The sequence below is a fragment of the Citromicrobium sp. JLT1363 genome, from assembly GCF_000186705.1.
In the GTDB taxonomy this organism is placed as follows: Bacteria; Pseudomonadota; Alphaproteobacteria; order Sphingomonadales; family Sphingomonadaceae; genus Alteriqipengyuania.
On the sequence record NZ_AEUE01000004.1, the window covers coordinates 185570 to 204461 of the forward strand.

General features: G+C 63.9%; 18 protein-coding genes. 7 read left to right on the forward strand and 11 right to left on the reverse strand.

Annotated elements, in window-relative coordinates; all coding sequences use genetic code 11:
• The first annotated feature begins 113 nt into the window (after window positions 1–113).
• From ADAD_RS0107765 to ADAD_RS0107780, 4 genes are all read left to right on the forward strand, one after another.
• Window positions 114–794 (forward strand): alpha/beta fold hydrolase, encoded by a 681-nt coding sequence (locus tag ADAD_RS0107765; protein WP_237700795.1) that lies wholly within the window; start codon window positions 114–116, stop codon window positions 792–794.
• A 20-nt stretch (window positions 795–814) separates the two neighbouring features.
• The gene (desA, locus tag ADAD_RS0107770) at window positions 815–2215 is read left to right on the forward strand and encodes a syringate O-demethylase (RefSeq protein WP_010412093.1); all 1401 of its coding nucleotides are present in this window, start codon (window positions 815–817) and stop codon (window positions 2213–2215) included.
• An 84-nt stretch (window positions 2216–2299) separates the two neighbouring features.
• A complete protein-coding gene (gene ligA / locus ADAD_RS0107775) occupies window positions 2300–2719 on the forward strand; it encodes a protocatechuate 4,5-dioxygenase subunit alpha (protein WP_010412096.1) in 420 nt (139 codons plus the stop codon).
• Complete coding sequence (locus tag ADAD_RS0107780) at window positions 2719–3564, forward strand: class III extradiol dioxygenase subunit beta (protein WP_010412099.1); 846 nt, start codon at window positions 2719–2721, stop codon at window positions 3562–3564. The genes ligA and ADAD_RS0107780 overlap by 1 nt, the downstream gene beginning before the upstream one ends.
• A gap of 69 nt (window positions 3565–3633) precedes the next feature.
• Here ADAD_RS0107780 and ADAD_RS0107785 read toward each other — a convergent pair whose 3' ends face one another.
• From ADAD_RS0107785 to ADAD_RS0107820, 8 genes are read right to left on the reverse strand one after another with little or no spacing between them, the layout of a single operon-like run.
• Window positions 3634–4605, reverse strand: a complete 972-nt coding sequence (locus tag ADAD_RS0107785) for a fumarylacetoacetate hydrolase family protein (RefSeq protein WP_010412102.1) — start codon at window positions 4603–4605, stop codon at window positions 3634–3636.
• The gene (locus tag ADAD_RS0107790; protein WP_010412105.1) at window positions 4605–5171 is read right to left on the reverse strand and encodes a cupin domain-containing protein; all 567 of its coding nucleotides are present in this window, start codon (window positions 5169–5171) and stop codon (window positions 4605–4607) included. The genes ADAD_RS0107785 and ADAD_RS0107790 overlap by 1 nt, the downstream gene beginning before the upstream one ends.
• A 16-nt stretch (window positions 5172–5187) precedes the next feature.
• Window positions 5188–5883 (reverse strand): glutathione S-transferase family protein, encoded by a 696-nt coding sequence (locus ADAD_RS0107795; protein ID WP_010412108.1) that lies wholly within the window; start codon window positions 5881–5883, stop codon window positions 5188–5190.
• The gene (locus ADAD_RS0107800) at window positions 5880–7067 is read right to left on the reverse strand and encodes an MFS transporter (RefSeq protein WP_010412110.1); all 1188 of its coding nucleotides are present in this window, start codon (window positions 7065–7067) and stop codon (window positions 5880–5882) included. The genes ADAD_RS0107795 and ADAD_RS0107800 overlap by 4 nt, the downstream gene beginning before the upstream one ends.
• Window positions 7064–8221 carry an alpha/beta hydrolase family protein gene (locus tag ADAD_RS0107805; RefSeq protein ID WP_010412113.1) on the reverse strand — a complete coding sequence of 386 codons (1158 nt, stop codon included), beginning with the start codon at window positions 8219–8221 and terminating at the stop codon, window positions 7064–7066. Before ADAD_RS0107805 ends, ADAD_RS0107800 begins: the two co-directional genes overlap by 4 nt.
• A gap of 3 nt (window positions 8222–8224) precedes the next feature.
• Entirely contained in the window at window positions 8225–9127 is a 903-nt protein-coding gene (locus ADAD_RS0107810; RefSeq protein WP_010412117.1) for a VOC family protein, read from the reverse strand.
• Entirely contained in the window at window positions 9124–10113 is a 990-nt protein-coding gene (locus tag ADAD_RS0107815; protein WP_010412120.1) for an aromatic ring-hydroxylating dioxygenase subunit alpha, read from the reverse strand. Before ADAD_RS0107815 ends, ADAD_RS0107810 begins: the two co-directional genes overlap by 4 nt.
• Window positions 10114–10163: 50 nt before the next feature.
• On the reverse strand, window positions 10164–11279 hold the full coding sequence (locus tag ADAD_RS0107820) for an FAD-dependent oxidoreductase (protein ID WP_010412122.1): 1116 nt from the start codon (window positions 11277–11279) through the stop codon (window positions 10164–10166).
• A 113-nt stretch (window positions 11280–11392) separates the two neighbouring features.
• Between ADAD_RS0107820 and ADAD_RS15735 the strand changes: the two genes are divergently transcribed.
• Entirely contained in the window at window positions 11393–12337 is a 945-nt protein-coding gene (locus ADAD_RS15735) for a LysR family transcriptional regulator (protein WP_010412128.1), read from the forward strand.
• Here the strand turns inward: ADAD_RS15735 and ADAD_RS17300 are convergent.
• The 3 genes from ADAD_RS17300 to ADAD_RS0107840 are packed head-to-tail and all read right to left on the reverse strand — an operon-like array spanning window position 12294 to window position 16160.
• The gene (locus tag ADAD_RS17300; RefSeq protein ID WP_337442413.1) at window positions 12294–12740 is read right to left on the reverse strand and encodes an SUMF1/EgtB/PvdO family nonheme iron enzyme; all 447 of its coding nucleotides are present in this window, start codon (window positions 12738–12740) and stop codon (window positions 12294–12296) included. The genes ADAD_RS15735 and ADAD_RS17300 overlap by 44 nt on opposite strands.
• Entirely contained in the window at window positions 12655–13638 is a 984-nt protein-coding gene (locus tag ADAD_RS0107835) for an MBL fold metallo-hydrolase (RefSeq protein WP_010412132.1), read from the reverse strand. The genes ADAD_RS17300 and ADAD_RS0107835 overlap by 86 nt, the downstream gene beginning before the upstream one ends.
• A gap of 5 nt (window positions 13639–13643) precedes the next feature.
• Window positions 13644–16160: a TonB-dependent receptor gene (locus ADAD_RS0107840; RefSeq protein WP_010412137.1), complete on the reverse strand. Its 2517-nt coding sequence runs from the start codon at window positions 16158–16160 to the stop codon at window positions 13644–13646.
• A 235-nt stretch (window positions 16161–16395) separates the two neighbouring features.
• Between ADAD_RS0107840 and ADAD_RS0107845 the strand changes: the two genes are divergently transcribed.
• Window positions 16396–17718, forward strand: a complete 1323-nt coding sequence (locus tag ADAD_RS0107845; protein WP_029139995.1) for an MFS transporter — start codon at window positions 16396–16398, stop codon at window positions 17716–17718.
• On the forward strand, window positions 17715–18890 hold the full coding sequence (gene pobA, locus ADAD_RS0107850; RefSeq protein ID WP_010412144.1) for a 4-hydroxybenzoate 3-monooxygenase: 1176 nt from the start codon (window positions 17715–17717) through the stop codon (window positions 18888–18890). The genes ADAD_RS0107845 and pobA overlap by 4 nt, the downstream gene beginning before the upstream one ends.
• The last annotated feature ends 2 nt before the right edge of the window (window positions 18891–18892 follow it).

The window sequence follows — 18892 nt, forward strand, 5'->3', positions numbered from 1 at the left end:
CATCCCGCTCTCTTCCGAAACGCACTAGCGCCTTCCTGCAACTTCGTATAGATGAATTATTCATGGATGCGAAGTTACAGATCGAATCGACGCTTGCGGTCCTTCCAGGGCTGTTGTGCGATTCCCGCCTGTTCGCGGCGCAGGATGCGGCTGGCGTGCTGGTGGTGGACGGCTTCTACGGCGGCGCCTCCAGCATGGAGGGCATGGCGGATTACGCGCTCGCCCGACTGCCCGATCGCTTCGCCATACTGGGCCATTCGATGGGCGCGCGCGTTGCGCTCGAGATTGTCCGCAAGGCGCCCGAGCGTGTCGAACGTATCGCGCTGTCGAACACCGGCGTGCACCCGGTCCAGCCCGGGGAGCGCGAGAAGCGCTATCGGCTGCGCGACATCGGGCGCGAGCAGGGAATGGAGCGCCTCGTCGATACGTGGCTGCCGCCCATGCTGGGCCCGAGCGTCGGCGCGAATTCCGAACTGCGCGAGAGGCTGCGCGCCATGTGCCTCGATGCCGGACTGGAAATTTTCGAGGCGCAGATCGAAGCTCTGCTGGCCCGCCCGCAGGTGGACGATGTGCTCGCCAGCCTCGGCTGCCCCGCCTTGTCGGTGACGGGCGAACAGGACGCATGGTCTCCGCCCGACCAGCACGCACGCATCGCGCAGGCCATCCAGGGATGTCTCCTTCGGATCGTCCCATCGGCGGGGCACATGCTGCCCGCAGAACAACCCGAAGCTTTCAACGCGGTTCTGGGCGACTGGCTCGCCATGCCCGCGCGCGAAACAGAAACAACGATATAGCCCAGAACAGGAGAGGCGAAATGAGCGAGAAGAACCTCAAGCAGAAGCTTGCCGAAGCCGGCAACACGGTGGACCTGCTGCGCAACCAGCAGGTCGGCCCCAATGTCTATCCCGGCGTGCCCGGCGAATTTTCCAACTGGCGCGACGAGCAGCGTGCTTGGGCGGAAACGGCGGTGCTGTTCAACCAGTCGTACCACATGGTGGACCTGCTGGTGACCGGGCCCGACGCTTTCGAGATGCTCGCATATCTGGCGCCCAACAGCTTCAACAACTTCAAGCCGAACATGGCCAAGCAATTCGCGCCGGTGACGCCCGAAGGCTACGTCATCGGCGACGTCATTCTGTTCTACCTCGCAGACGAGAAATTCGAACTGGTCGGGCGCGCGCCTGCCATCGAATGGGTCGAATACCACGCCGCCACCGGCAAGTGGGATGTGACGGTGGAACGTGACGAGCGCACCGCCGCCCGTCCCGAGGCGGAGAAGAACACGCGCCGCAACTATCGCTTCCAGTTGCAGGGCCCCAACGCCATGAAGATCCTTGAAAAGGCGATGGGCGAGACCCCGCCCGATCTCAAGTTCTTCCGCATGGCGCCGATCATGATCGACGGCGTGGAAGTGCGCGCGCTGCGTCACGGTATGGCTGGCCAGCCCGGTTACGAGCTGTTCGGACCGTGGAAAGATTACGACACCGTCCACTCCGCGCTGGTCGAGGCCGGCAAGGACGATGGCCTGAAGCTGGTCGGTGGCCGCACCTATGCGTCCAACACGCTCGAGTCCGGCTGGATTCCCTCGCCGCTGCCCGCCGTCTATACCGGCGAGGGGACCGAGGATTTCCGCGAATGGATGGGCGACAAGTCCTACGCCGGCATGTGCTCGCTCGGCGGGTCGTACGTGTCGGACAATATCGAAGATTATTACCTCACGCCGTGGGACCTCGGCTACGGCATCATGGTCAAGTTCGACCATGACTTCGTCGGCCGCGAGGCGCTCGAAAAGCTCGACAAGCAGCCCAAGCGCAAGAAGGTGACGCTGGCCCTCGACAATGAAGACATCCTGCGCGTGATGAGCTCGATGCTGCAGAAGGGCGACAAGGCCAAGTTCCTCGAATTCCCGAGCGCGGTCTATGCCATGCACCCCTATGATGCGGTGCTGAAGGATGGCGAGACCGTCGGCATTTCGACCTGGATCGGATATACGGTCAACGCCGGGCGCTTCCTCGCGCTGGCGATGGTGGATGAATCCGTCGCCGCACCGGGCACCGAGGTATCGCTGCTGTGGGGTGAGCCCGATGGCGGGACCTCCAAGCCCACGGTCGAGCCGCATGTGCAGACCGAGATCAAGGCAGTGGTCGCACCTGCCCCTTACTCCGAAGTCGCGCGCGACAGCTACGCCGAAGGCTGGCGCACCAAGGGCAACTGAGACTGCACACCACCCGGAGAGCGCGCCTCTTCGGGTGGGAAGTGCTGGGACAGTGCAATTGCACCGCCTGCGAAGGAGAGGATCATGAGTGACAAGAAACGGGTGAGGGACATCCACGCCTATCTCGAACAGTTCGAGGACGTGCCCGGAACGCGCGTCTACACTGCCGCCCGCGCCCGCAAGGGCTACCACATCAACCAGTTCGCAATGAGCCTGATGAAGGCGGAAAACCGTGAACGCTTCAAGGCGGACGAGCGTGCCTATCTCGACGAGTGGCAACTCTCGGACGAGGCGAAGGACGCGGTCCTGGCGCGCGATTACAACGCGCTGCTCGATCTCGGGGCGAACATCTATTTCGTCTCCAAGCTCATCTCGACCGACGGACTCTCCTTTGCAGAGGCGGTTGCGTCGATGACCGAGCATAATTTCGAGGATTACAAGGCGATGATGGCCGCCGGTGGGCGCTCGCCCGAAGGCCTCCGCTCGATCAAGGGGAAATACTGATGGCACGTATTACCGCTGGTGTCGCATCCAGCCATGTTCCCCTGCTGGGTGTGGCAGTCGATCAGGGCAAGACGCAGGACGATTACTTCGCCCCGATCTTTGCTGGTTACGACTGGACCCGGAAATGGGAGGAAGAGCAGAAGCCCGACGTGGTGATCCTGGTCTATAACGACCATGCCTCTGCCTTCGACATGAAGATCATCCCGACCTTCGCGATCGGCTGCGGCGAAACCTATGCGTCAGCCGATGAAGGCTTCGGGCCGCGTCCCGTTCCCGATGTGGAAGGGCATCCCGATCTCGCGTGGCACATCGCGCAGTCGCTGATCCTCGACGAATTCGACATGACGATCATCAACGAGATGGACGTCGACCACGGCCTCACCGTGCCGCTGTCCATGATGTTCGGCCAGCCCGAAAAATGGCCGGTGAAGGTCATCCCGCTCGCCGTGAATGTCGTCACCTATCCCGTGCCGACGGGCAATCGCTGCTGGGCTCTGGGCGAGGCGATCGCCGATGCGGTGGCGAGTTTCCCGGAGGATCTGAACGTGCAGATCTGGGGCACCGGCGGGATGAGCCACCAGCTACAGGGACCGCGGGCGGGCCTACTGAACCGGGAATGGGACAACCGCTTCATGGACCTGCTGATCGGCGAGACCGATGAGGCCCGCGAGATCGAGCATATCGAATATATCCGCGAGACCGGGACCGAGGGGATCGAGATGATCATGTGGCTGATCATGCGTGGCGCGCTCGGCAAAAAGACGCGGGCACTGCACCGGCATTACCACATTCCCTGCTCGAATACGGCGATCGGCCATCTGGTACTGGAGCCGGAAAACTCCTGATCGCCCGCAAGGATGGTGGGGCGGCCGGCGGGTTGGCTGCAAGCCCGCCGGTCGTCTCATCAGCGCTGCTCAGCCGGTGTGCTTGACGACCTGCTGTTCGATCGCTCCGAACGGTGCTCGGCCATCCTCGCTTTGTGCTTCCATGCGCACCGTATCGCCGAACCGCATGAAGCCGGTGGTGGGCTTGCCGTCTGCGATAATCTGGATCGCGCGACGCTCTGAAATGCAGCTCGATCCGACTTGCGCGTAGCCCTTGTTGGCGACGGTGCCCGATCCGATGACGGTGCCTGCAACCAGACTGCGGGTGGTGGCTGCGTGAGCGACCAGTTCGTGGAAGCCGACCGCCATTTCGCGGCCGTTGGCGTGTCCGAACCTCTCGCCGTTCCAGTCGATGCACAGGTCCAGGGCGACGCGCCCGTCCTGCCAGGAATTGCCCAGCTCGTCCGGCGTCACAGCATAAGGCGCAATGGTGCTGGCGGGCTTGGCGAGGATGAAGCCGAACCCGGTGACCATTTCGGGCACTGCGAAGGCGCGCAGCGACCAGTCGTTGATCTGGACGACCAGCTTGATGTGGTCGAGCGCCTCTTGCGGTGTAACGCCCATGGGCACTGCATCGACGATCACGCCGAATTCGCCTTCGAAGTCGACGCCATCTTCTTCACGCGGGAAGGCAACGTCTTCGCGCGGCGCCAGGAAGCGGTCCGACATGCCCTGATACATCAGCGGGCGTTCGTGGTGCAGCGGATCCTGCTCGAAGGCGATTTGCATCAGCTCGCCATGGGTGTCGAAGGCCGACCCGTCGAGCCACTGCCAGCTGCGCGGCAGCGGAGCGGCGAGCGATGCGACCTCCAGCGGCTCGCCTTCGCCTTGCTCCAGCCGGTCTGCCAGTGCTTGCAGCTTCGCTGAGGCAGAGGACCAGTCACCCATGGCGGCAAGCAGGTTGGGTGCATTGCTTCCGGCAGGCAGGCAGCGCGCGCCATCCTGCGATACGACCACCAGTTCCCCGTCCGGCGTACCGTTCGCGCGGGTTGCAAGCCGCATCAGGCCAGCTCCTCGCTGAAGGTGCCGTCGATCAGGATGAAGGCGATGCGGCAGTTGCTGTCACTACGGTTGGCCCAGCCGTGGTTGGTGCCGCGCTGGATCACGATGTCGCCCGCGCGCACGGTGGTTTCGCCTTCGTCCATGATCAGCACCAGTTCGCCCTCGATCACGATGCCGTAGTCGATCGTTTCGGTGCGGTGCATCAGGGCATGCTTGGCGCCCGCCTTCGCCGCGTTGGAAGCAGAGCCTGCGCCGACTTCGGCGAAGTGGGCTGCCGCTTCCTCGGGGGTCATGTTCCTGATCCCGTCGCCTTCGGGCGGAATGTCGAGAACGCGGATGCGCGTGCCGTTCTTCGGCGGGGCGAGAACGATACCGTCTTCCTCAGGCTCTCCGCTGTCCGCGTCGATCGGGGCAGGGGTGGCGCGTGTGTTCCAGACTTCGTGGAACATCGGCCCGATATCGCCGCCAATGCGCTGCATGCGGGCAATGGGGCCGTCTTCCTGGATGATGGCGCGCCCTTCGGCGTCGTGACCGGTCACGACGCGGCGGATGGGTTGGGTGGTCATGGTCTTGGCCTCTCTATCAGTCTGGCTTGCCGACTGGCGGCGGTTGAAAGTGCAGCCCGCGCGCCCTGAGCTCGTCCTGCGCCTTCTCTTCGTGGCGCAGCGCGGCCTGCGCGCTCGGCCGCTGCGATGCGGTGGCGTAGTGCTGCTGCAATGCGGGGAACTTGGTCTGCTCAAAGCCTGCGCCCGTGATGCGGAACCAGATCCAGGCGAGGTAGGCATCGAGGATCGACCAGTCCTGCCCCAGCATCCAGGGCTGCGCACTCAGCCGCTGCTCGAGCACGGTCAGCTGCATCGCCAGCCCTTCGCCAGCTTTGGCCCGGATACGCGGCGCGTCGTCCGCGTGGGTGGAAATCATCCCCGACATGACGAAGCGCGTCACCAGTGGGTGCAGGTCGCTGGAACAGCGAAACAGCTCTTCGAGACCCTGCGTGCTCCGTGCCGCATCCTCTGGCCGGGGCAGCAGTCCAGCCTGGGGGTGACGTTGCGCCAGGAATGTCAGTATCGCGCCGTTCTGGACGATTACACCATGCGCAGTCTCGAGCGCGGGGACTTTGCCTGCGGGATTGACCGCGAGAAATTCCTCGCCGCGATGCTCGCCCGCCATAAATGCGACAAGGCGCGTTTCGAAGGGTTCGCCGATTTCCTCCAGCGCGGTCAGCGCTACCCGCGCGCAGGTTTGCGGTGCGAACCACAGGACGGGTCTGGCGCTCACGTTGCAGCCCTTTGGCCCGATCTCGTCTTGATGAAAGCGGCAAGCGCGCCGGCAGCAGCGGCAAGCGCGTAGACGATCAAGGCGAGCGACAGACTGCCAGCCAGACCGGTGAAGGTTGCGAGCACAAGCGGCGCGAGGAATTGCGCCAGAAAGAACGATCCTGTCCACAGGCCCATTCCCCGGCCGCGCATGGGCGCCGGGAGAGAGCGCATGGTCCAGGCCAGCATATTGGGCAGCATCAGGCCACTGCCGAAGCAAACCAGAATCGCGCCAGCGGCCAGAACGAAGAGGCTGGGGACAAGCGCCACGCCCGCGTAGCCGAGGCCGGCCACGGCCAGACCGATCGCCAGCAGGGTCGGGCCGGCATTCTGCCGCCCGCGATGGAAGGCGAAGGAACCGGCCGCGACGGCAAGATTGCAGAGCGCACCGATCAGGCCGATCTGTGCGGGAGAGACCGGCCCCGACGTTTCGAGGATCGGGCCGAGCTGAACCGTCACCGTGTAGAAGACGATGCCGATGCCGAATGTCACCAGCGAGAGCGGCAGGACGATCCGGAAAGGGAAGGCCCCCGCATTGTCCTCTGCGTTGCTTGCCGTCGCCTCAGGCTCGAACAGGCCGATTGCTGCGGCGAGCGCGATCGGGAGCGCCAGCAGGTAGAGAAGGAACGGACCGCGCGATCCCAGGAGTTCGCCGAGCAGCCCGCCGATGGCAATCAGGATGATGGCCGCCACACTGCCAGCGGCGATCTGCGCGGCAATCCACCGCTCGCGCCGCTCGCCCGCAAAATAGTCCCCGATCAGCACCGTCGCGAGTGTCATGATGACGGCTTCGACCACGCCAAGGGCGAAGCGCGCGGCGATGATCTGGAACAGATTGTCCAGAAACCACGGAAGGATGCCGAAGACGGCGTAGAGCACCAGCGCACCCACCATCAGGTGCTTGCGTCCGACCCTGTCCGACAGCCAGCCGGCCAGCGGCGAGAACAGCGCGACGCACAGGGCCGGTATGGTCAGCGCCATGGGCACCAGGAAGTCGCTGCTGGGTACGTCGCCGAATTCGCCGAGCAGCAGGGGCAGGACCGGGATCAGCGATACGATCGCCATGATCGGCAGGACTGCCGTTGCCAGCAGGATGAAGCCTTGCGGTTTTCCCGCCGATCGTGCGCTCGCGCCGCTGCCGATCACGCTACGTGGCCGCCCAGCGTTTCGGCAAACCAGTCGGCAATCAGATCGCGGCCATAGCTCATGTTGTCGGCCCCGACGTGCTCCACCCCGCCTTCGCGCTCGGTGAAGATCACCTTCTCGCGGCGTGGCGAATTGACGAGCTGGTCGTACAGATCGTCGGCGTAACCGACGCTGATCTGCCGGTCGTGCGCGCCGTGGGTGACGAGGAAGGGCACCTTGATCCGGTCCATGTGCCCGTTGAGGTTCATGTCGGCCGATTTCTCCAGAAAGTCTTCCTGGTCCTCGGCGCCGAACGCCCAGTGGACGTGCGCCCAATAGTGCGGGACCGGGTTTTCGCCTTCACGCTCCATCCGCTTGTCCTGCACTTCGCGCCAGTTGTGGTTCGCACCCCACACTGCTCCGCTGGCGAAGCGCGGTTCGTAGGCGACGGCACGCGGGGCGAAATGGCCGCCGAGCGAGATGCCGGTCATGCCGAGTTTCGCGCTATCCACTTCAGGCTGCTGTTCCAGCCAGTCGACCGCCTTGCTGGCCCAGCTTTCCGAATGCGGATCGACGGGCAGGTTCTGGAGGCGCAGCGCCTCCCCGGTGCCGGGCTGATCGACGCATAGGGTGCTGATGCCGCGTCGTGCCAGGGCGGCGGGCATGCCGGTCCAGTAGAGCATCTCCTTGCAGCTATCGAGGCCATTGCAGAACACCACGCTGGGCTTCGGGCCATCGCCCGGCGCGCGGGTGAAGATGGCGGACATCGTCCCGTTATCGAGCGTGATCTCCACGCGCTCGCGGTTGATCTTGCCCAGCCTGGTGGACTTGTCGAAGGTCTCGCGAGCCAGTGCGTAGGTTTCCTCGCGACCCTTGGTGCCGTGACCCTGCATGCGTTCGGCCACCAGCAGGTAGAGCGATGCACGCTCCAGCTTGTCGGACGCGGAGAAGTTGCGGCCCTTGGCCTCGTCCTCTGCGGCAAGCTCAAGCAGCTTGTGGCCCATCCCGGCCCAGGCCTGCATGAACTGCGGCGTACCCGCATCGGCGCCGTTATCCGCCGCGTCGAGGATCGGCTGGCACATGTCGACGATCTCGCCGATCCGCCCGCCGCTCTCCATCGCGATCGCGACGCTCAGGTTCCAGATGTAGTTCTTGAAGGGGGAATAGAGCGCCATCGATCAGGCCTCCGCAGGCTGGAAGAGGCAGGGATCGGCTTCGGGCTTGGGCATGGTTTGCGGGCCACCGGTGCCGACGCCCCACTGGTCCATGATCTGCGGGCCGGGCTCGTGAACCTGGGGTTCGTGGGTCTCGAAATCGACGTCTTCGAGTTCGGCCGTGTATTCGACGGCAAACCCCGAAGGCGTGGTGAAATATGAGAAGGTGTTGTTGCCCGCCGTGTGCCGCCCCGGGCCCCAGCGCAGGTCCGTGCCGCGCTTGCGCAGGCGGCTGGCACCGCGCATCATGTCATCGACCGACATCATGTCGTAGGCGACGTGGTTGAGGCAGGGCGGTCCGGGAAGAAGAGCGATCCGGTGGTGGGCGCTGTTGCAGCGCAGGAAGACCATGAAGTCGCCCAGCCAGTCCGAGACTTTGAAGCCCAGCACATCGGTGAAGAATTTGACCATGGCGTGGTGATCGGGCGAGTGCAGCACGATGTGGCTGATTTTCACCGGGACGCCCTCCCAGCGCTCCATCGCCCGCTTGTCGAGCCGCTGCACATCGGCGCTGATCTCCAACGGCAGACCGTCCGGACTGAAGAAGCGGAAACCGTAGCCACCGCCAGGCGCATCCAGATCGCGCGCTTCATGGATCAGCTTGCAGCCGGCGTCGGTCACCTTGGCCTGAAGAGCGTCCACATCCTCGCGGCTATCCGCCGCCAGCGCGATGACTTCGATGCAGTTCGTCTCGCTGCGGTGCAGGCGTACGACGTGGTGCTCATCATGGCCGTGGGTCTTGAACCACGCCATGTCGTCCTTTGCCTCGACTTCGACGAGGCCCCAGTCGTCGGCGTAGAACTTGCGTTCGGTGTCGAAGTCCTCGACGCCGTAGCCGACGTAGCGGATTTCGGTGACTCTGCTCATCGTTCGTTCTCTTTCTTCTTGAGTTTTTCGATCATGCGCCGGGCGCGGGTGCCGCCCGTGTCGATCCCGAGGGACACGGGCTTGCGGTCCCAGAAACCGGCACCGTCGGTATTGGCGTAGGCGGCTTCGATGATGGGCTTGTCTTCTTCGCCGAAAGCTTGCCCCATGAGCCCCGCCAGCATGGCATCGCCCTCCACCGAGGGGGCTCCATGCCGGGTCGTCGCCCAGAAATAATGGCTTGTCGTTTCGGTCTCGGGCGTGAGGATGTGAGCCTGGTGGGCGATCACGCCTTCCTCGCGCTGCCCGCCTTCCGGGCAGGCGCCAACCTGCAGATACATGCTGGCAGGCGCGTCCCAGCGCATGTCCAGCCAGTGATCGGTGATCATTTCGGGATCGTAGATGCCGAAGGTATGCGCAGGGGCGGGGATGCCCGGCATCCACCAGTTCGAGTGCAGTTGCTCACCCTCGACCTTCACTTCGTGTTCCCCGGCGAAGATTACCCCGCGGCCGGCAAACGAGCCCTTGTGGACGAATTCGATGTGGCTGAGATCCATCAGGTTGTCGGTGCCGTATTCGTAATTCGCGTCCATCGGCATCAGGCCGGTGATCGGTGCATGTCCGTCTCTCACGATGGCGGAGAAATCGGGAATGGCATCCTCATCGGCTCGTGCCGGATCGCCCGGCCAGAACCATACGATGTGGTCGCGCTCGACTACCGGAAAGGTTCGCAGCGATGCGCCTGCCGGGATCTTGTCGGAGAAGGGATTGCGCACGCATTTGCCCGAAGTGTCGAACGTCAGCCCGTGATAGGGACACGTGACGCAGTCTCCTTCGCGCTCTCCCAGCGACAGGGGGGCATATCGGTGCGGACAGCGATCCACCATGGCGACCGCCGTCCCGTCCTCCTTGCGCATCAGCAATACGGGCTCGCCCACAAGCCGGCGACGCAGCAGGTCTGCGCCAACCTCGTCGCTCCACGCCGCCATGTACCAGGCGTTTTCAAGGAAGGGTCCGGATGGGCTCACGATAGCTATCTTCAGATCGGCTGCGCGCAGACTTCGAACATCTCTGCGGTGGCGGTGTGGTTGTCGACCGGCGGGCCCTTGCCGATCTGGCCGTGGCAAATCGCGAGCGAGCTTTCGACGATGTACTTGCAGCGTTCGAACCGGCGTTCGCGGTAGGCGGCGAAAGCCTCTTCGGGCGTGTCCGCCTTGGCGAGTTCTTCCGCCAGCACGATGCTGTCCTCGATCGCCATGCCTGCGCCCTGACCAAGATGCGGGGTCGTCGCGTGGACGGCATCGCCCAGCAGCACGACGCGGCCGTTGCTCCACGGACCGGAAAGCATCATGCCCTCCAGCGGGCGGTAGACCACGCCTTCGTCGTCGGTGATCTTGGCGGCCATTTCCTGCAGCTGGGGTGCGGTGTTCGCCAGCTTTTCGCGCATGACCTGCGCGATGCCCTTGGTGTCGTACCACGGATTGCCCGGCTCGGGTGTGGTCACGTACATGTACATCAGCTCTTCGCTGATCGGCACCAGCCCCACGCCGGTGGGGCCGTTATAGGCATGCAGCGCGTCCAGATCGGCAGGGCGGGGCAGGTTGTAGCGCCACACCGCCTGCCCGGTATATTCGGGCTTTTCCGCGTCGGGCAGGATCTTGCTGCGCGTGTCCGAATAGACGCCGTCGGCGCCGATCACGATGTCGTAGCGACCTTCGCTGCCGTCTGAGAAGCGGACGGTAACCCCTTCGCCGTCATCGTCGATATTCTCGGCCGTGATGCCCAGCCGGACTTCTGCGCCCGAGGCGATCGTGCGGTCACCCAGCACCTTGTGCAGCGCCGGCCGGCCGATGCCGACATTGGCGGGATAGCCTTCGACCAGCCGCGGGCTGGGCACGCGTGCGACCTGCGTGCCGTCGGGCGCGTGGACGGCAACGAAGTCGAAACCGACCGAGGCGTCTATATAGGCTTCGAGCAGGCCGAGCTGGTTCATCGCCCGCAGGACATTGCCCTGCTGGATGATGCCGACGCCGTAGACCGCCCATTCGGGGTCTTTCTCGATCACGGTGACCGTATGCCCGTCGCGGCGCAGCGCGATCGCGGCGGTCATTCCGCCGATGCCGCCGCCAATGACGAGGACTTCCAGGTTATTCATTATCCAACTCCCTCCCGCGCGGCCTTTAGGCTCTGGCAAGAGCAATCCCACCTGCCGCTTGATCGGTCCAATTTTTTCTTTTGCTGACTTATCATCAGCGGTATCGATGCGACATGCGGCTAGACAATTTCGATCTCAATCTGCTGGTGGCGTTCGATGTCCTGATGCAGGAACAGAATGTTACGAAGGCAGCCAACCGGCTTAACGTGACGCAATCCGCCATGAGCGCGTCGCTCAAGCGGCTGCGCGAGAGCTTCCAGGACGATATCCTCGCCCAGCATGGCAAGCGCATGATCCCGACGCCTTTCGCGCTGACCATGCAGGCTGAGGTTTCTGGCAAGATATCCGAACTGCGCGCCCTCATTGCCCGGCAGGGGCGGTTTGATCCGCGCCATGCCGAACGCCGGTTCCGGATCGCCGCGTCGGACTACATCACTACGGTGCTGTTCGCCCCCCTGCTGAACTCGCTGGCGCAGGAGGCCCCCTCGATCCGCTTTGCGTTCGAATTGCCCGGCCCGGATTCGCAGATTGCGCTCGGCAACGGGGACCTGGACCTGATGCTGACACCCGAAGTGTTCGTGCATCCCGACCATCCCTACGAACTGGTGTTCGAGGAACGGCACGTGACCGTGGCCAGTCTCGACAATCCGATGGTGGAGGACGGGCTCTCCCGCTCCACCTTCGTCAATTCCGGCCATGTCGGGGTGAGCGTTGCGCGCAAGCATACCTTCGCGGAAGAGTGGTTCAGTCGCCACGGGGTGGAGCGACGGATCGAGGTGCGGGCACCTTCCTTCATCCAGGCGCCGTTTCTCGTGCCGGGAACGATGCGGTTATGCGTGATGCACGAAAGGCTGGCGCATTACATGGCGCAGCTGCTTCCGCTGAAAATCCTGGAAACGCCGTTTCCCATCCCGCCCATGCGTGAAATGGTGCAGTTCCACGCCACGCGCGAAGCCGACCCTGGCCTGCAGTGGCTCCGACAGAAGATCGGCGCGATGGCATCGCGCAGCCAGGTCAGCCCAGCATCTGCGGCAGCCACAGGGACAGGCCGGGAATAGTGATCACCAGCAGCATGCTGGTCATCGCCGGGCCCAGCAGCTCTGCCAGCTGGGCAGGGGCCTGCAATACTGCCAGCACCCCGCCGAACAGCGATTTGCCGGTCCAGCGTGCGTAGGCAAGCGCATCGGCGTGCGCGACATGGACCACGGGATGATCCGGAAGGGTGGAACTTCGGCGGTGCGGGCGGGGCGTTCTTCCGGGCAGAAGGCATTGCTGCCCATCGGGAAGCGCCCCCCTGGAAGATACACGACATCCGTCGTTTCCGGCGGTCTGGCACCTTCCGGGCTGGCAATTCCGCCTTGCATCTTCGTTGGGGTCAAAAAGCGTCCATGTCGTCTGCAATGACGAAGGGGCCATCATAAGCCTCGGCGATCTGCCGCAGATATTCCGCATGCCTGGCATCCGCAGCGGCCCAGCCCGAAAAATGAGTGACCGCGACCGCGCCGACCCGCGATCTGCTCGCCAGTGCGCCTACGTCCGATGCGGACAGGTGATGATCGCTCAGATGGGTCTGCATCTGCTTCAGGATCGGTTCGGGCATGCCGGGATTGGCCATCCGCATCCGTTCGATAGTCAGGGGAATGTCCATCATCTCCGCCACCAGCAGATCCGCATCCATCGCCAGCGTCTCCACCGCATCGCTCGGCCCGGTATCCCCTGTATAGACGATCGACCGCCCGGGTAGATCGAAACGGTAGGAGAGCGATTGGAACCGCTGCGCCAGTTCGCTTTGCGGAGGGAAACTGTAATGCGTGTTGGATGCCACTTGCACCCTCATGCCATCGACGGTGATGCTATCGCCGTCGCGCAGCTCCACGACTTCGATCCCGGCGCGGTGATCGATTGGCGGGGCACCCGCGACCCCATAATTGGCTGTCGCTCCCGGCACCATGGAGGCAAGCAGCCCCTCGACCATCTCACGCGTGCCCGGCGGGCCGTAGATCGTGAGCGGATCGCTGGCGCTGGTCTGGAACCTGAGGCCAAGGATTGCGGCCAGCCCGCCAGTATGGTCGAAGTGCAGATGCGAGACAAAGACGCCGTCGATCATCTTGCTCTGCACTTCGACCTTGCTGATCTGCCCCGCCGTGCCGTCGCCGACATCGACGAGGTAGTCCTTGCCGGCGAAGCGCAGCAGGTTGGCAGGTTGCGACCTTCCCGGATTGGTGACCGGCCCGCCCGACGTGCCCAGCGTGATCCACGTGCCCACACGGTCCCGCATGGTATCCGCAGATTGTGCCGCGGCGGGCCCGGCGAGCGTAATGGCAGCGGCGAGCGCGATCGGGAGGGCCTTGAACGTCATCACGGTCAGAACTGGAAGCCGACCCGCACGCCGAAGGTGCGCGGCGGTTCGTACTTCACCGAAGCGACATTCGCTGCGCCCAGCTGGTAAAGCGAAGGCATGGCCTCGTTCGTCAGGTTGCGCACGAAGACACCGGCGGTGAAGCCCTTGTCGTAGGAGACGAGGGAGATGCTGGCGTCCAGCGTGATATCGTCACCGCTATTGCCGGTCGGCAGATAGTTGAACCCGATGATGCGGTTGCTGCGATAGCGGCCGTCGACAGTCGCGATGATTTCGTAATCGCGCATTGCGAAGGTCTGCTGCAGGCCCAGGTTCACGGTCCACTTCGGCGCATTCAGCGCCTGCTTGCCCGAACAATCGATGGTGAACGTGCGCTGGGGCGTGAGGTTCTGCGTGTAGTCGCAGCCCGTCACCGGCGTCAGGAAGTTGGGCGGGTCGGTCGCGTCGGACAGGTCGACCTGCTCATACACGAAGCGATCGAAGGTCGCGTCGAGATACTGGACGCCGCCGCGCAGGACGGTGCTCTGTGTCACCAGCGCCTGGAAATCGACTTCGAAGCCCTTGATCGAGGATTCCCCGACGTTGCGGGTGTAGAACGAGTTGTTGCCCCGATCGTCAACGCCCAGAGCGGCCAGCTGCTGGCCGGTATAATCCCAGTAGAACGCTTCGAGGTTCACCTGCAGGCGGTTGTCGAAGAAGCTGTTCTTGGCGCCGATCGTGTAGGCGTCGATATATTCAGGATCATATTCTTCCTGCCCGAAGGTCAGGTTGAAGCCGCCTGCGCGAAAGCCCGTTTCGAAGCTGGCGTAGAGCAGGTTATCCGGCGTGACGTCGTATTCCAGTGCGGCGCGCCAGGTGACCTGGTCGTCGCTCGCGGTCCGATCGATCTGCGTCGGAGTGACGATCAGCAGTGCCTGCGGTCCCGTTGGGCCGAAGGGGCCGTACGGGAAGGTTCCGTAGGGGGACGGGCGGGTCAGCGGCGAGCCTGCGGGGAACAGCGCAGGATCGAGCTGGGAAATGGTATCCTCAAGCGTGAGGCCGACCGGTATCGTCGGGACCTGGGGGCAGCTTGGCGGGCCGGCCACGGGCTGGATCAGGCACACCCCGGCGATCGCAACCGACAGGGCATCGATCGACCTGTTCTCGTCCGTGTAGCGGATACCGCCGACAATCCGGAAATCGTCCGTCACGCTGAAGCTTCCGCGTGCGAAGATAGCGGAGGATTCGGTCGATGTGTCGAACTCCTGCAGCGATACGGTCGAGAACTGGTTGTACGAATTCACGCCTTCCACATTCTCGTCGAAGTAGTAGGCACCCACGAGCCATTCCAGCGGACCGGCATAGCCCGAAAGCCGACCTTCGACGCTGAACTGTTCCGCCATGTCCTGGTTGATACCCGCCTTGAAAGGCGCGCCGTTGAACAGATTGTCGAGTCTCGATTGGCGGTATGCGGGGATGATCACCAGGTCGGCGAAACCAAGATCGGCGTTGAATTCCGCGTTCACGCCCCAGTACTCGTCATCCCGGAACGGATAGGCATAACCGGTTACCGGCGAATACAGCGGCGCGGCCGTCGCATTGTTCTCGATGAAGTCGAGCGTCTGCGGAGCGAACAGGCCGGTGAAGGGCTCGCTCACGTTCGCAGGAGAAGGCACGAACTGCCAGTTCGGCACCGTGGCATTGGGCGTAAACGGCGAGAAGGTGTAGACGCCGTCCACATCCAGACCGGGCCCGGTACCTTTCGAAGTCGAATAGTCGGCGGACAGGCGCAGATCGATATCCGGCGACAGATCGAACAGGACTTGCCCGCGCAGGGCCAGATTTTCCGCTGCACCCGTCCCGTCGGAATAGTATCCGTCCCGGTCTGTCCATGCTCCGGCAAACCTCGCTGCAGCGCTGTCGCCCAGAGGGACGTTCACGACACCGTTGAACTCCAGCGCGTCGTAATTGCCGTATTGCGCGGAAACGCTGCCCTCGGTCACACCGAGGCGCGGAATGTTGGGAATGACGTTGACGGCACCGCCGGTCGCATTGCGACCGTAAAGAGTGCCCTGGGGCCCCTTGAGCACTTCCACTCGATTCACGTCAAGGAAGGATGCGACGGTGGACGAGGGGCGGCCGATATAGACGCCGTCCAGATTGAAGGCCACGGCCGGGTTCGTGTAGCCGTTATTGGCGAAATTGCCGACGCCGCGCACGAAATAGCCGACGTTCGCGCCACCTGCTTCGGGCACGTATAGCGCGGGGGCAACCTTGTTGAGCTGCGTCACGTCGGCCACCCCGGAGCGCGTCAGCTCTTCGCCGCTCGCCGCATTGATCGGAATAGCTGCGTCCTGCAGCGTTTCCTCGCGACGCTGTGCAGTGACGATAATTTCGTTGAGGCCGCCGCGGGGCTGCTGCTGGGCGGTGGTCGCATCCTCGCCCGTTGCGTCGGTTTGCGTTTCGTCCGCTGTTTGCGCGTGGGCGGGCATAGCCAACATCGCAAGCGCCATGGCAGTGCTCGTCAGAACACGGTTCTTCATCTTAGTATCCTCCCCAGGGGTCATTTTTGACCTTCGTGAGATCAGGCTGCCGGGTTTTTACGGATTGGTCTAATCGTATGTTTTTGTCCTGACATACAAATCCCATCAATGGATTGGCGGGGCGGCAATTATTGCTTTGATCGCGCAGACTGGGCGGATCGCGGCGGCAATGCCCCGTCTCGGAAAAAGTGGCGCGAAAACGCGCACTTCGCCGTGTGTGGATGAGGAGACCGGAATGCACGCAGACCCGCGCGACGCCCGCTCGGTGATCGAGCAGGATGCGATGACATGGCGGCAGATGCTGATCGTCCTGCTATGTGTACTCCTCAACGGACTCGACGGATTCGACGTCCTCTCCATCAGTTTCGCCTCGCCGGGCATCGCCGCCGAATGGGGGGTCGACCGGGCAGCGCTGGGCATCATCCTGTCGATAGAACTGGTCGGCATGGCGCTGGGCTCCATCGCGCTGGGCTGGGCGGCGGACCGGGTGGGTCGCGTGCCGATCATGATCGGCAGCCTGCTGGTGATGGCTGCGGGGATGAGCGCGGCTGCATTATCCACCGGCGTCGTCATGCTGGCATGCATCCGCCTTGTTACCGGCATCGGAATCGGCGGCATGCTTGCCTGCAACAACGCCGTGGTCGCCGAAGTCTCGTCGCTCAAATACCGGGCCGGAGCGGTCGCGCTGATGGCGGCGGGCTATCCTTTCGGTGCCATCGTCGGCGGGTCCATCGCCAGCAGCCTGCTGGTCGAGGGAACCTGGCGCGACATCTTCTGGCTGGGTGCGGGCATGACCATCGCCTTCCTTCCCGCGATCATGCTGCTGGTGCCGGAATCGCCGGAGATCATCCTGCGTCGCAATTCTCCCGATCGCGCGCTGGCGAAGATCAACCGCACGATGAAGCGGCTCGGCCACGCCGCGCTGGACACCGTGGTGCCGATCGCTCGGGATGAGACGGGTGACAGCTCGGGCCTCTTTCGGGGTGCCATGCGGCGCATCACCACGCTGCTCGTGATCGCGTACTTCTTCCACATGCTGATGTTCTACTTCGTTCTGAAGTGGATCCCGAAGATCGTGGTGGATCTGGGGTACGAGCCTGCGAGCGCGGGTAGCGTGCTGGTGTGGGCGAATATCGGCGGGGTGACGGGGTCGCTTCTGTTCAGCTATCTCACCACCAGGCTTCCGCTGCGCGGCCTGCTGATCGGCGTGTTCGCGTTCAGCTTCCTCGCGCTTGTCTGGTTCGGCATGAACGCGACCGGGCTGGGCGAGCTGAAGACCGCTGCCGCCCTGGTCGGTTTCTTCGCCAATGCCGGGGTGGTGGGCCTCTACGCGCTGGTTGCGGCGTCCTACCCGGCACACCTTCGCGCGGGCGGCACCGGGCTGGTCATCGGGCTGGGCAGGGGCGGCGCGGCGGCCGGCCCGGCTGTGGCGGGTTTCCTGTTCGTCGGTGGCTTCGGCCTGCCGCTGGTCGCGCTGATGATGGGCGTCGGGTCGCTGGTGGCGGCCGGGGCGATCTTCGTGCTGCGGAGCCCTCCGAAAGCACCGGTTCGGCCATGAGGCGCGTGCAGGTCTGCATTATCGGCGCGGGGCCGGCCGGGCTGCTTCTCGGCCATCTGCTGAGGGCTGAGGGGGTCGATTGCCTGGTGCTCGATCGGCAGAGCCCGGATTACATCCTCGGTCGCATTCGCGCAGGCGTGCTCGAAACGATCACGGTGTCGCTGATGGAGCGACTTGGCCTCGACGCAAGGCTGAAAGCCGAGGGGCTGTGGCATGATGGTTTTCAGCTGGCCGACGGAGAGCGGCTGATACGCATCGACCTTGCCGACCTGACCGGCAGCCGGGTGATGGTCTATGGCCAGACCGAGCTGACCCGCGACCTCATGCAGGCCGCGGAAGAGCGCGGGCTGGAGATCGAATACGGCGCGCGCGAGGTTGCGCTGCACGGGATGGAAGGCGACGCGCCGCATGTGACGTGGACCGATGCGAATGGCGCGCAGCAGCGGGTGGATTGCCGCTTTATCGTGGGATGCGATGGGTTTCACGGGCCGAGCCGAAAGGCGATACCGGCAAATGCCGGAAAGGGCTTCGAAAGGGTCTACCCCTTCGGCTGGCTTGGCATCCTTGCCGATGTGCCGCCCTGCCATCACGAACTGATCTATGCCAGTCACGAAAGGGGCTTCGCACTGGCGTCCATGCGGAGCGAGACGCGCAGCCGCTATTACATCGACGTGCCAGCGGGCGAGGACGTTGCCAACTGGCCGGACGATCGCGTGTGGGACGAACTGGCCCTGCGTCTTGGGCCGGAAGCGGCTGCCGGAATTGCGCGCGGACCGAGCATCGAAAAGAGCATCGCCCCCTTGCGCAGCTTCGTCTTCGAACCGATGCGGTATGGCAGTCTGCTGCTTTGCGGAGATGCGGCCCATATCGTGCCGCCAACCGGGGCCAAGGGCCTCAATCTGGCGGCCAGCGACGTGCACTACGCTGCCGAGGCATTGACCGCGTTCTTCTTGCGCAACTGTGACGATGCGGTCGCCGCCTATTCGCAAAAAGCGCTGTCCAGGGTCTGGAAGGCGGAGCGTTTCAGCTGGTCGCTGACGCGGCTCATGCACCGCGATCCGTCCGGCGGCCCGTTCGAACGCAGGATGCAGCTGGCGGAGCTGGACTACATCGCATCGAGCCGTGCTGCGCAGACGGCCATCGCCGAAAACTACGTGGGCCTGCCCGTCTGATC